At 43.3% G+C, this 12,713-nt stretch carries 13 protein-coding genes; 11 read left to right on the forward strand and 2 right to left on the reverse strand.

Annotated features, from left to right (window positions below; all coding sequences use genetic code 11):
- Positions 1-70 precede the first annotated feature (70 nt).
- The 10 genes from J2Z66_RS11520 to larA all read left to right on the forward strand — a co-directional run bounded on the left by J2Z66_RS11520 (position 71) and on the right by larA (position 9,144).
- Positions 71-502 carry a hypothetical protein gene (locus tag J2Z66_RS11520; protein WP_209971547.1) on the forward strand — a complete coding sequence of 144 codons (432 nt, stop codon included), beginning with the start codon at positions 71-73 and terminating at the stop codon, positions 500-502.
- On the forward strand, positions 495-2,249 hold the full coding sequence (locus J2Z66_RS11525) for an ABC transporter ATP-binding protein (protein WP_209971548.1): 1,755 nt from the start codon (positions 495-497) through the stop codon (positions 2,247-2,249). The genes J2Z66_RS11520 and J2Z66_RS11525 overlap by 8 nt, the downstream gene beginning before the upstream one ends.
- The gene (locus J2Z66_RS11530) at positions 2,239-3,897 is read left to right on the forward strand and encodes an ABC transporter ATP-binding protein (RefSeq protein ID WP_209971549.1); all 1,659 of its coding nucleotides are present in this window, start codon (positions 2,239-2,241) and stop codon (positions 3,895-3,897) included. The genes J2Z66_RS11525 and J2Z66_RS11530 overlap by 11 nt, the downstream gene beginning before the upstream one ends.
- 96 nt (positions 3,898-3,993) lie before the next feature.
- Positions 3,994-5,043, forward strand: coding sequence for a glycosyltransferase family 2 protein (locus tag J2Z66_RS11535; RefSeq protein ID WP_245375465.1), 1,050 nt, complete (start codon positions 3,994-3,996; stop codon positions 5,041-5,043).
- 62 nt (positions 5,044-5,105) lie between these two features.
- A complete protein-coding gene (locus J2Z66_RS11540) occupies positions 5,106-5,414 on the forward strand; it encodes an alpha-helical endospore appendage domain-containing protein (protein ID WP_209971678.1) in 309 nt (102 codons plus the stop codon).
- Between the two features lie 24 nt (positions 5,415-5,438).
- Complete coding sequence (locus tag J2Z66_RS11545; RefSeq protein ID WP_209971550.1) at positions 5,439-5,759, forward strand: alpha-helical endospore appendage domain-containing protein; 321 nt, start codon at positions 5,439-5,441, stop codon at positions 5,757-5,759.
- Positions 5,760-5,834: 75 nt separating this feature from the next.
- The gene (locus J2Z66_RS43410) at positions 5,835-6,290 is read left to right on the forward strand and encodes an alpha-helical endospore appendage domain-containing protein (protein ID WP_281068823.1); all 456 of its coding nucleotides are present in this window, start codon (positions 5,835-5,837) and stop codon (positions 6,288-6,290) included.
- Positions 6,291-6,314: 24 nt separating this feature from the next.
- Positions 6,315-6,740: a hypothetical protein gene (locus J2Z66_RS11555; protein ID WP_209971551.1), complete on the forward strand. Its 426-nt coding sequence runs from the start codon at positions 6,315-6,317 to the stop codon at positions 6,738-6,740.
- A 14-nt stretch (positions 6,741-6,754) separates the two neighbouring features.
- Positions 6,755-7,675, forward strand: a complete 921-nt coding sequence (locus tag J2Z66_RS11560; RefSeq protein WP_209971552.1) for an MBL fold metallo-hydrolase — start codon at positions 6,755-6,757, stop codon at positions 7,673-7,675.
- Positions 7,676-7,881: 206 nt separating this feature from the next.
- On the forward strand, positions 7,882-9,144 hold the full coding sequence (larA, locus tag J2Z66_RS11565) for a nickel-dependent lactate racemase (protein ID WP_209971553.1): 1,263 nt from the start codon (positions 7,882-7,884) through the stop codon (positions 9,142-9,144).
- 26 nt (positions 9,145-9,170) lie between these two features.
- Here larA and J2Z66_RS11570 read toward each other — a convergent pair whose 3' ends face one another.
- Positions 9,171-9,923 (reverse strand): FadR/GntR family transcriptional regulator, encoded by a 753-nt coding sequence (locus tag J2Z66_RS11570; RefSeq protein WP_209971554.1) that lies wholly within the window; start codon positions 9,921-9,923, stop codon positions 9,171-9,173.
- A gap of 690 nt (positions 9,924-10,613) precedes the next feature.
- On the reverse strand, positions 10,614-11,288 hold the full coding sequence (locus tag J2Z66_RS11575) for a FadR/GntR family transcriptional regulator (protein WP_209971555.1): 675 nt from the start codon (positions 11,286-11,288) through the stop codon (positions 10,614-10,616).
- A 382-nt stretch (positions 11,289-11,670) separates the two neighbouring features.
- On the opposite strand from J2Z66_RS11575, the gene J2Z66_RS11580 reads away from it, so the two are divergent.
- Positions 11,671-12,696 (forward strand): Gfo/Idh/MocA family protein, encoded by a 1,026-nt coding sequence (locus tag J2Z66_RS11580; protein ID WP_209971556.1) that lies wholly within the window; start codon positions 11,671-11,673, stop codon positions 12,694-12,696.
- Positions 12,697-12,713 lie beyond the last annotated feature (17 nt).

Raw genomic sequence — 12,713 nt, forward strand, 5'->3', positions numbered from 1 at the left:
AAAATATCATTGTATTAACAGAGGGTACTTATTAAAATTAATTATACTATTTTTCGATGGGTGGTGAACTATGCTTTATAAAAAGAGTGAATTTGGAAGGAAATATACACGTTATATCAGCAGTTCTCCAGTTGTATTTATTTCATTTGTGATGTTAGGCATGGGGTTGATTTTATCTCTAATGTTTATGACTCAAATTGATGTCATTAAGACTTATGCAGTTGAGCTTATTCCTGTAAGAGGTCATATCACACTTTCCATTCAGGCTGGTAGTGTTCCTGCCGGGCGAGCGTACCTGTACGCCAACAAACAAGAAGTTGTCTATCCTGTCAGGATAGACAATGCGGATCAATCAACTGATTATACGACATTACATGTTGACAAAGAAGACCAGGAAATGATCCACGCCTTATCATCAAAAAAGCTATTTATAGACATACCGCAAGGCAAGGAAAGTCTTTTGTATCGTATTTTTGTGAGGGGAGGTAAAAGTCGTGAATGAAAAATTAAATGTATTCGATGGAGTTAGAATTCTTTCCAAATATATAAGGAAGCACAAACGTAATTTTGTACTCTTTTATACCGGTTGGCTTGTAGACTGTATGCTCACTGTAATCACTCCGATCCTCTTCGCTATTATGATTGATCAGATCGTATATTACAAAAATATGGATGTTTTTTTGCAAGTAAGTTTTGTTTTTGTGGTTATGTCGGTGTTTTCATGTATACTATATTTCTTTATTTACACGCTGCATCATTACTTAATGAGTATGTATACGTTCGACATTAAACTGGATATTTTTAAAAAAATGCAATCAAAGAAAGCTTCCTATATGTCAGATGCCAAAACTGGAAACATGATCACCATGCTGCTTGATGATACTTCTGAATGCATGCATTTCGTAATACGCAATATCATTCATAGTATCAACGGGATTCTTAAGGGTGTGTTTTATTTAACTTACATATATATTATTAGCATTGAAGCGGGTCTTGTTGTTACTTTATTCCTGCCGCTTGCCGTATACACCACGTTTAAAATGAGTAAGAAAATCAGGGATCATAGCGATAATCAGCGTGAATTTTATGGTCATTATGTATCTTGGTTACTAGAAATTCTGAAGGGGATCACCGATATCCGATTGCTGAGTGGTGAGAGAACCATTCGTAAGGATTTTACTGGGCATCAACGCAAACTATTTGCTAAAAACGTGGAGATCTCTGTATCTAAATTAACCTCGGACAAAATAATAGAATGGATTACTTTGTTATTGCAGCTTTCTGTTTATGGCGTATGCGCATATCTGGCATCTCGAGGTGAAATTACTATTGGCAATGTGATCGTTTTAGTTGCTTTTGTTTTCACATTAAAGGACGAAACTATTTTTTTACTGGTTCGCAGCTATATGGATGCTCAATCGAGACTTACCCGTATAGGCCGAATTGAACGCTTTTTGTCGGAGGATGACGAGCATTCCTGGAAGGGGAAGTGTGATCTTATAGTAGGTGCAGGTGAGATTGAGTTTAGTCGTATTCACTTTGCATATGAGCAAGGAAAACCAGTGCTTAAAGATATGAACTTATTGATTCCATGCGGCAGCCATGTCGCGATTGTGGGTAAAAGCGGATGCGGCAAAACGACAATCTCCTCTCTTCTTATTGGCTTGTACGAGTTAGATGCTGGTGCGATTCTCATTGATGGACAAGATTTAACGAACTGCAGTCTTAAGACCATACGGCAGCATATAGGCATTGTGCAGCAGGATGTTTTATTATTTGATGCGACCATTCGCGACAATCTACTACTTGGAAACCCCAAAGCAAGCGATGAACATATATGGCTTGCATGCCGTAAAGCCGGTATCGCAGATTATATTGAGCTTCTGCCTGAAAAGCTTAACGCTCTGTTAGGCAAGGAAGGGATTGGACTATCGGGCGGACAGAGGCAAAGGCTTGCCATTGCACGTATTTATCTGAAGAATCCAGCGATAATCATATTCGATGAAGCTACAAGCGCGCTTGATAGTGAAACTGAAAAGATAGTGCATGAATCGTGGGGGGAATTGCTGGAGGGAAGAACTGCAATCATTATAGCCCATCGGCAAAGCTCAGTGATGATGTGCGACAATGCTGTATGGATAGAAGACGGGAAAGTAAGGGTGACAGGCAAACCCACTGAGCTTTTGCAGAACCATTCTGGTTTTCGAGAGCTGTTTGCTGTCAGGGAAGGGGCAGAAAGTGCTGGTTAAACTTAAATACCGGGTAGTCTTAGTAAAGAGGTTGAGTCCTTTTGCTTTTGGAATGAAAAAGCATTTTGTGCTTATCGCATTAATCAGCGGAGTAAGCGGGGCAATATCACTTATGCTCCCGACCTTCTACAAGATGTTTATTGATCAGGTTATTATTGGCAGGAATTTGACGGTATTTAAAGTTGTTATTGCTGGATATGTGGGTCTTTTTTTACTGGATACAGCATTATCATTTATCCGTAACTATTCCAATAACAGACTTTTAAACCGAACTGTTTTTCGAATTAAACATAGGATCTTGGCCAATTATTTTCAAATTCCATTTGCGGATTATGAAAAACGTAGTACTGGTGATCTGAAAATGCGTATTGATGATGATGTGGCAAAACTTGCTGATTTTACAGGGCTGCAAACCGTGGATTATCTCAAGTCTATTATTACCGCCATCATTGCTGCAATATTAATCTTTTCGATTGAATGGCGGCTTGCACTATTTTCAATTATTATTGTACCGCTTACTTTTTACACGGATCATAGAATAAGTCTTAAGGAAAGAGATTTACAGCATATAAATCGTGAAAATGATCAAAGGTGGAATAGTTGGCTGCATAGTTCCATACAGGGATGGAAAGAAATCAAGGCACTAAATTTGCAGAAGCACCAAACAAAAATTTTTGTGAGATTTTCACATAATTTTGCTGAGTTTTCTGGTCGATGGATTCATTATTGGGTAGCAAGAGTACTGGTCATACCTAAAATTAAAGACGAATTTCTGATGAAATTTGCACTTTATTTCTTTGGGGGAATTCTAATCATGCGAGAGGAAATTACAATTGGTTCGCTGCTTGTTTTTGCCATGTACTATGCCTTATTAAGTGGAAGCATCCGTGCCCTATCATTTGCTGATGCGGAGCTGCAAAGTAACACACCTTATTATGATAGGGTTATTCAAGAACTATATACGACTCATCCTATAAAACCTAAACCGAGTATACCTCAAGGCATGAAAAGCGATATCCATGTAAAAAACATTCGGTTTTCTTATGCATTCCATTTACCTCTTGTTGTTGATAATCTTAGTTTTACCATCAAACAGGGTGAGCGTGTGGCTCTAATTGGGCGCAGTGGCTCAGGAAAGTCCACCATTTTAAAGCTGATTATGGGCATGTTAAAACCAAGTTCCGGACAAATATGGTTGTCTGACATGGATATCCATGAAATAAACCATCGTTTTATATTTGAGAGAATCGGTTTCATTATGCAGGACAACTTCCTATTTAACCTAACAATTCGAGAGAATCTAAGACTTGCTTCACCTGGTGCGGATACGAAGATGTTGGATGAAGCATGCAGAAAAGCAGGTATCGATCAGTTTATTTATTCTCAACCGGATGGTTATGAAACTGTAATTGGAGAGAAAGGCATCAAGCTGTCAGGTGGTCAACGTCAACGAATTGTACTAGCCAGATTATTTTTAAGAGATGTTAGTATGATTATATTTGATGAAGCGACTAGCGCACTTGATCAATATTCGGAGAATATTATTCATGATGCGATCTGTGCTATCGGAAGGGATAAAACAATTATCGTAGTGTCCCACCGCGAGTCCTCCATTGCCTTGTGTGATAGGGTGATAAATTTGGGGTAATTCATATATTCTACTGAATAAAGTTCATTGCTTTTTAACACAAGGCATATATGTATTAGAAACAATTGTTATGAAGCGATCAGAGGAGGTCAGAAAATGACTGCCACTAATACCACTAATTCATTGTCATTATGTATGATTGTAAAGGACGAGGAATTATTTTTGGAGAACTGCTTGAAGCAGGCACAGCACGCAGTGGATGAAATCATTATTGTGGACACGGGCTCCACTGATCGGACGAAAAAAATAGGCTTGCAATATAATGCCAGGGTATTTGATTTTGAATGGACTGGAAGCTTTGCGGAGGCTCGCAACTATGGAATCGGGAAGGCGTCGGGAGCATGGATTTTATGGCTTGATGCGGATGAGGTTCTCGAAATCGAAGACCCGGAGCTGTGGCGTACAGCACTAAGCCAATGCGGGAATAGTTGTCACGTTTGGAGTCTGCCCATTGTGAATTACTACGGGGATTTCCCCATTGATAGGAATAAGGCTTATTCGCTTGCTCAGTACAGGCTATTCCGCAATGGCTTAGGCCTACGGTTTGTTAATGATATTCATGAGCAATTGAATGTCTGGGAGCTGCTCCAGGATAAGGATGCAACAGAGTCTTACAAGCTCCCTACCCGTATTCATCATTATGGGTATTTGGAGTCTGTAGCAAGGGTTAAAAAGAAGCATGAACGAAACATGGCTATGCTGGAAAAAGAATTACAAAATCCGGAGCATAGTCCCTGGATCGATTACCATGTGGCAAGCGAATATTATCGGACTGGGGCTTATAAGCAAGTTTTCGATCATTTGAATACAGCTATCAAGGGGTTTATCAGCAGAGGCCAGCTTCCCCCTTCGCTCATTTACAAAATGAAATATGACACTCTGCTAGCTCTAGGAAGCTTTGAAGGTGCTTGGCTCGGCATCGATAAGGCAATTACTCTTTATCCCGACTATGTGGACCTGCATTATTATAAAGGGATCCTCTTATTTGCCCAAAAGAGATATGAAGAAGCAGAAGCTGTGTTCAGGCATTGCCTGGTGCTCGGGGAAGACAATTTGCAATATCTTACACTTAGGGGGGCGGGAAGCTTCCGTGCTGAGTCTTTTATCGAACGATGTAGGGCTTACTTGAACAACCTTTATGCATAGAGTCATTCACATCAACATACATATAATTAGGATACTGACAATTTATGAATGAAGGTGATACTATCTCTCAACCGGCTATTCCCAATATTACCCCAATCATTTCAATCACAATGGGGCAGTCCGTTTCATTGTTGTTAGCTTCTATTGCCTTTGAGGAGCTTGCTCTAGCAAGCATTTTAAACGCTGAAGCCGAGAAAATCCAATATGTTGTAGGTACTCTTGGACATGGACTGGTTCCTCCGGCAACGATCACCAACCTGCTTGAAATCGACGAAAGTGTAAGAAAAACGATGAATGATGTGATTAGAACGGAGATTCTGCTGCAGGGTAAGCTGGAGCAAATTTTGAGCAGTCTGCCGCGTATGAACTAGGGTTTGAAAGGGTGTTGATCCTGTATGAGCATGCCAAACATTCCAGATATTACACCTCAAATTATTTTAAAACGTCCAGAGGTTATTAATTTATTGCTGACCTCCATCGCCCTTGAAGAAATTGGACTTTCCCATATTATCAATGCGGAAGGTGAAAAAATACAGAAGGTCCTTCATGATCATGATTTGAGCGTGGATGATGCGCTAAGGCTGAATGACAGTGTGGAACGCATGCTGCGTAATGTAATTAAAAATCAGATGCTTTTGCAATTTAAGTTAGAAGATATTTTAAAATTAGAGGAACGCTTTGATGATCGCATAGAGGATGAATATGAAGAGGAATAGCTATAACTAGCAAAACAACCAGCAAAATAATCAGCAAAAGAACGGGTAAAGTTCGTGTGTGAGGGGGCGCGTAGGATGAGTTTAAAGGATCAGATATCTTCTAAACAAATGCCAACGTTCAATCAAGCGATCACTCATTTGATCGAATCCATCGCCCTTGAAGAAGAAGCGCTCTCCAGGCTGATGAATTCCGAAGCGGATAATATGACTGCTTTTGTAGGCAAAAAAGTGAATTTTCCAACCAACCCAACGACTGCTGAAATCATTCAGTTTAACCAATCTGTCGTAGGCCTGCTCGATACAATCCTGATGGCAGAATGGATGCTGCTAAAAAAAATGGATGCAGTGATCCACATCGCTCCCCGCGAAGAGCCGTATGCCGATAGCACTTTGGATGCGGATATGGATATGGATATGGAAATGGAAATGGATATGGATATGGATATGGCTTCGGATATGAATCCGGCTGTGGGCATGCATAAGAAATATGTTGATGCGGATCGAGCGGAGGCAGCGGAACTGGATTATTAAAGGATACCGAAAAAGGGGCTTTGAATGGACATGCAGCCTAGCCGCAAGCATAACCAATCTCTTGGGCAGTTGTCACTATCGGTCCTGCATCTGGCCCATGGGTTTATATCTCTGGAGAAAGCTACGGACAAAGAAAAGCAAATGTTCGAGTACCAGCTTGTCACTTTGCTATTTTTATTAGTGCAGCTGCATGTTCAGGCAAAGCGCAAACAAGGCTCCTATGAATTTTTGCTGTATAGTTTTGCAGATGGTACAGGCAATGAAGCTGCAGAAACTGTTGAAGCTATAAAAAATAAGGCAAACATTGCAGAATCCATCCGTCATTTCGCAAAAATAGTGAAGGAATGGCCCTTTCTAAATCAAATCTATGCAGACCGTGTAGAAAAAAGCTTGAAGGAGCTGTGTTCCTTTTACCTTTTGGAATATCCAAATTTTCTAAAATCACCCTAAAAGAGGTGGCCATTATGCGCAAGCTTAACCTGATAGAAATATGGGGAAACAGCTATATGGCTTCCGGTGCACATGCTGTCGGCGTTTATCTGGATAGGCTCAAGGGACTGGCTGTGCTGATTGATAGCGGGGCACATGCGGAAGCTGCGGAAAGAATAGATAGAAAAATAATAGAATACGGCTGCCGGATCACAGCCATCATCCATACCCATGGTCATGCCGATCATTTCGGAGGTACTTCTTATTTGAAGGGCAAGTATCCTGATCTGCGCATATTTGCTGCCTATGCAGCTGCTCCATTTATTGAAAATCCGTATTTGGAGGCATTTTGCTATGGTTGCGGAGTGCTGCCTAATGATGAATGGACTGGAATAGAGATAACTGAGCCTCTACAGGTGACAGATAAATTACAAGGACGGGAGCAAACTTTACGTATTCATGGCATGGAATTCCAAATCATTCCTTTGCCGGGACATTTCCCAGGGATGATCGGAGTCAGGACCCGGGATCAAGTATTATACTGCGGAGACGCTTTATTTGGTGAAAAAACCTTACGTAAACAAGAGCTACTATTTTATACGGATATCTCAGCTGCCAGAGCAACCTTGGAACAGCTGCAGAAGCTGCAGGACAAATCCAAATCTTATGTTCTTTATCATGGTGGGGCTTATGAGGACATGGATCGTTTAGTAGAGAAACATTTACATATTATGGATGAAACCTGCGGGTTTATACTCAACCTGTTAAGAGAACGACCACTGACTGTGGAAGAGTTGACCCAAAGAGCAATGGAGAAATTTAAGCTGGAGGATAATTTAAAACAGTATGGACTGACTTACACGGTAGTTCGTGCCTATATCACAGAATTAGAGCAGCAGCAACAAATCACCACAAATGTTGAAAAGGGCAGGCTCATCTTTCGTGGGAGACCATAAGCTATATACTGACAGCAAAGGAATTGAATCAAAGCGTTATTCTTCCGCAGCACTGAGGAGGGATAGCGGTTTTTTGCGTTTAGTGGGGGAAGGATATCTTACTAGGTGATAGAATATAAAATGAGGTATACTCAAAGAAGTAAGTAGCAGTAGTAACAGAAACGTAAACAATAACCAGTAATCGAATTGAATCGGAGGCATTTACGATGATTATCGAATTAGCATATGGAACGAAGGGGCTTTCCGTCGCGCTGCCGGATCATGCCCATGTATTGGAACCGCATCATCTGCCAGCTTTGGCTGAAGAGAAAGCCGAGGCGTTTAAAGCGTTTGATCAGCCTATTGGCACGCCTTCGCTCCGCACCATGGTGCGGTCTAGCGATAAAGTAGCGATTGTGATCAGCGATATGACGCGTCCGACACCTAACCATAAGCTGGTGCCTTGGCTGCTGGAGTATCTTTCCCATGTGCCAAAAGAAAACTTTGTGATCATTAATGGCACCGGCAGCCACCGGGATAACACAGAAGAAGAGCTGACCGCCATGCTGGGCGAGGAAGTGATGCGTACCGTGCGGGTCGTGAACAACAATGCCTTTGAAAAAGACACACAGGCTTATCTTGGAAAAAGCAAGTATGGAGCGGAAGTGTATTTGAATAAGGAATATGTCGAGAGCGACTTCAAAATCGTAACCGGCTTTATCGAGCCGCATTTCTTTGCCGGCTTCAGCGGCGGCCCAAAGGGAATTATGCCTGGTATCGCAGGTATTGAGACGATTCAGCATTTCCACAGCGCGCCGCTGATCGGCAATCCCCTCAGCACCTGGGGGCTGATTGAAGGGAACCCTGTGCAGGAAGAGGCGACGGAAATCACATTAATGTGCAAGCCCGACTTCATGCTGAATGTCACGTTAAACGGTGACAAAGAGATTACCCGTATTTTTGCCGGCGATGTGATCGAGGCCCACCGGCAGGGGTGCGCGTTTGTGCGGGAGCACGCCATGATACGCTGCGAGCAGGCGTTTGATATTGTCATTACGACGAACAGTGGCTATCCGCTGGATCAAAATTTATATCAAGCAGTAAAAGGGATGAGCGCAGCACAAAAAATCGTCAAGCAAGGCGGCGCCATTATTTGCGCCGCGGAGTGCATCGATGGGCTGCCGAGCCATGGCAATTATGCATCCATTCTGCAGATGCGTGAAACCCCGCAAGCGATTCTGGATATGATCAATGATCCTTCCTTCCAGCTGTTCGATCAATGGCAGGTACAGAAGCAGGCGATGGTGCAGGTATGGGCCGACGTGTATTTATATTCATCATTGAACGAAGAGCAGGTATCCGCGGCGAAGTTTACTCCGACAGACAGCATTGAGCAAACCGTGGGAATGCTGCTTGCGAAGTACGGTCCTGAAGCCCGGATTGCGGTTATGCCGCTTGGTCCTTTGACGATTCCTTATGTGGAATTCTGAGTGGGTCTGGTGGTTTTATGAAATTTTTATGAAAGCAGCCGCCGCAATAAATCCTTAGCTTCTGACAGGTTGCGTTGGCGTAGAGCTTCTACGAACTGTTCATATAAAGGCCCCGGAGCCTGCTGTGCAGTCTTCGGATCCTCCGGATCCTCCAGTTGCTTATTGGATACGCTGGCAATAGATACGTGGACATTGGATGCGCGCGCAATAGATAAGTGTTCATTGGATAGGCGAGCGTGAAGGCTGATAATAGGATCTGTCATTTGTATAAAAGGCTGATGATGTGTGGCGAGAAGCAAGCAGCGGTGGAAAGCAGTATCCTCATCGCCCAGCTTCTCGCCAGCGTCCTCGTCTATGTCTGACGACCTGGACAGCATGTCCTGAGCCAATTTCTCCAGTACCCCGAAATCCTCTTCAGTACCGTTTTTGACTGCAAGCTCGACAGCATTCAGCTCGAGCATCATTCGAAGCTCCAGCAGTTCATCATGAGCCGAGAGATCACGCCCCCATTGAAAAACAAGCTGCTCCATGAGTGGCGCCAAATCCTGCTCCTGAATAAATGCGCCTTCGCCATGACGAATGGAGATGATGCCGGAAATCTCCAAATAGCGCAGCGCCTCCCGGATCACAGATCTGCTAACTCCCATTTGCTTGACCATATCGCGTTCCGATGGCAGCTTGTCTCCAGGCAGCAAGCGGTGGTCGACGATATATTGCTTTAGCTGCTCGCTAACTGTCTGGCTTAATGTATAGCGTTCATTTTTTTGTAGTGGTTCCATTTGAAATGACTCCTTTGTGAGCTAGAGTAAGATGCCTATTTGCCTCAAAATCCAGACGCTTGCTGGCTGTCCGTTTTAGCTTAACTTGTTGTTGAGCAATTTGTAGCTAAAGAGGAGGAATTTAAGGGGAGCAAGAGAAGTAGTAGCAATCAGCCACCCCGGATTGAGCGTGTGCTACACTTAACGATGTTTTTCATCGTTAAAGTAGGTGCTTTCGGTCAATGAGCCACTTTAATGATGATTTTCATCACTAAAAGAGGTCAGATGGCCCCTTTGGGTGGATAAAAGGGAGTTTAACGATGTTTTTCATCGTTAAAGTAAGTTTGTGGAGACGACCCCTGTACTTTTAACGATGAAAAACATCGCTAAAGTAGCAGTTCCTCCTCAGCTGCGCGGGCTCTTCATCTCCAGCGCCTGCGCCCGCTAGGAATCTCCTCTAACCAAGAGAAAAAACCTTGCTGGTTGTCCGTTTGAGCATGGTGTTCGTGCGATTATAGCTAGAGAGAGGGAAGGGGTGTGGGCGAAAGAGCGGAAGTGTCCGCCTTTAAAGATTTGTTCGAAGCCCCTTCATCCATTCCATTCAAGGGAACAAATCTTTAACAGCGGCTGGAGCCCACATCCCTTCCCTCCGTAACTCTCCCACGTCACGAACAAGCTCATCAAAGGACACCACAAGGCGTCTTCTCAAAACTAGGTTTGTTCCATGCTCAAATAGAGAGGCTCAAGATGCAGCATCATAATTTGCTTGGCCATCTTGGCATTTTTCCGCTTGATCCAGGAAATGATTTCGGCATGCTGCTCGAAGGACTGCCGCAGCTCCTGCTCATAATGAAAGTTATCTGTATGGACCGCATTGAAAAAATCAGTCAAAATCTCGCTCAGCTGCAAATAGACGCTATTGCCTGTCGCCTGAAACAAGGAGCGGTGAAATCCGAGATCCTCTTGATCGAAGCCATTCTTTTTTACCCTGATTTTTTCATTCCATATTTCCATTTCTTCAATAAGTGCGGGTGAATAATGCTTAATAGCCATATCTATGGCGCCAAGCTCAAGGACGATGCGGGTTTCCAGTAACTCGTTCATTTTAGTAGCATCATTCCGCCATTGAAAGGAAAAGTGGCTGACAACGCTCTTCAAGGAAGGATCATCGACAAAAATACCCTCGCCAGATTTAATGCGAATCACACCAACCATCTGCAGGATTTTAAGAGCTTCCCTAACTACCGTCCGGCTTACGCCCAGTTGTTCAATGAGCTCCTTCTCAGAAGGCAGTTTATCGCCGGCTACTAGCCGGTTGTTCAGAATGTAAGACTTAATCCGTTCGGTTACTATATCGGAAAGCGTTCTTTTTTTGGGAATTTGCATGGGGTTTCACACTCAATTTCTTTAGGTTCATAAATCATATAGAAATGGTCTGACCATCTACAATTTAAATAGTACACGCACTGAATTAAAAAAGCAATCTTAAGACAAAGCGCTGTAATAAAAAGGATTGACTAAAAATTAGACGTGGTTTATGATCGATATATGGAATACAAATATAATGGTAGGACCACTTATTGAAGCTTTATACAGTTCCATTAACAGGTTAAGCACATATCAGCTTACACAGGGTGGTGAACAATTGAAATTAAGCTGAAATAGAAGGATGAAACAGGTATTAGGCGAATTTTGAGAAAATGAGTTCCCTTTTCTAAATCAACTGGTCAGACCATAATATAAATAAGACAACAATAAGGAGACTTCAATGATACAAAACAAAGTGCTACAGATTGGTTCAGGTTCAATGGGAACCAGGCGCATGAGGGATTTATCAGCACGCGGTGATGTGGAAATTGCTTTGTTCGACGAGCGTGAAGACCGCAGAGAGCGGGCGGCAGAGAGGTTTGGTGTTACTTGTTTTAGCTCGTTGGAGAGCGCTCTATTATGGGGGCCTGATACGGTCGTTATTTCCACACCTCCGCATATGCATGCGGAATATGTGGAAATGGCGCTGCTGCATGGCTTGCATTTCTTTTGCGAAGCGGAGATATGGCCTTATAACTATTTGGAAGTCGAGAGGATCGGCAAGGAGCGAAATATCGTCGCGGCTCCTTCTTGTACGCTATATTTTTTACCAGTTGTTCGAGAACTAAAAAAAATTGTTGAGGAACAGCTGGGAGGGCTGCACGCCTACTATATGTGCTTATCTGTAGATGCGCCAGGCTGGCATCCGGGGGAAGGAGAGGAATATTACGCCCGTCATCGCAGTACAGCACCAGGCCGGGAAATGGTTCCTTTTGAGCTGATCGCTCTGGATTATGTGTTTGGTGAACCGGAGGCTGCAGCAGGAACAGTCAGGCAAAGAGGCGAGTTGCTGATGAAGTCGGAGGATACATGGTGCTTGCAGATGACTTTGGCGAGCGGAGCGACCGGGCAGCTTAGCGTCTTTATGGGAAGCCCGCAAACGATGCGCAAAGGTATCGCTGGCGGTACAAACGGATTTATCGAGTTTGATCTGTCAGCGGGAACGATTTCCCGCAAGCTGCCTAAGTTGGGTATTGACGATATGCTTCATCTGGGAGCCATGTCCGACATTCTGGAATCCGTGTATGCGGATGAAATTAATATGTTTATCGAGGCGGTCCGCAAGAAAACGGATTGGCCTTTCACTTACAGAAAGAGCAGTATTGTAACGGGTACACTGGCCGCTGCTGAGAAAAGTGCAATTACCGGACGTGTAGAGTTGGTTGACCCAGGATTTCTGCCGGCAACTCTTCCCGATCAGTACTAAGCGGAGACAAGAAGATT

The sequence above is a fragment of the Paenibacillus eucommiae genome (genome assembly GCF_017874215.1).
In the GTDB taxonomy this organism is placed as follows: Bacteria; Bacillota; Bacilli; order Paenibacillales; family NBRC-103111; genus Paenibacillus_AI; species Paenibacillus_AI eucommiae.

What these genes read in the sequence shown, in the direction of transcription:
- J2Z66_RS11520 (WP_209971547.1), top strand. Translation starts at nt 71, where the DNA reads ATGCTTTATAAAAAGAGTGAATTTGGAAGGAAATATACACGTTATATC.
- J2Z66_RS11535 (WP_245375465.1), top strand. Translation starts at nt 3,994, where the DNA reads ATGACTGCCACTAATACCACTAATTCATTGTCATTATGTATGATTGTA.
- J2Z66_RS11545 (WP_209971550.1), top strand. Translation starts at nt 5,439, where the DNA reads ATGAGCATGCCAAACATTCCAGATATTACACCTCAAATTATTTTAAAA.
- J2Z66_RS43410 (WP_281068823.1), top strand. Translation starts at nt 5,835, where the DNA reads ATGAGTTTAAAGGATCAGATATCTTCTAAACAAATGCCAACGTTCAAT.
- J2Z66_RS11555 (WP_209971551.1), top strand. Translation starts at nt 6,315, where the DNA reads ATGGACATGCAGCCTAGCCGCAAGCATAACCAATCTCTTGGGCAGTTG.
- J2Z66_RS11560 (WP_209971552.1), top strand. Translation starts at nt 6,755, where the DNA reads ATGCGCAAGCTTAACCTGATAGAAATATGGGGAAACAGCTATATGGCT.
- larA (WP_209971553.1), top strand. Translation starts at nt 7,882, where the DNA reads ATGATTATCGAATTAGCATATGGAACGAAGGGGCTTTCCGTCGCGCTG.
- J2Z66_RS11570 (WP_209971554.1), bottom strand. Translation starts at nt 9,923, where the DNA reads ATGGAACCACTACAAAAAAATGAACGCTATACATTAAGCCAGACAGTT.
- J2Z66_RS11575 (WP_209971555.1), bottom strand. Translation starts at nt 11,288, where the DNA reads ATGCAAATTCCCAAAAAAAGAACGCTTTCCGATATAGTAACCGAACGG.
- J2Z66_RS11580 (WP_209971556.1), top strand. Translation starts at nt 11,671, where the DNA reads ATGATACAAAACAAAGTGCTACAGATTGGTTCAGGTTCAATGGGAACC.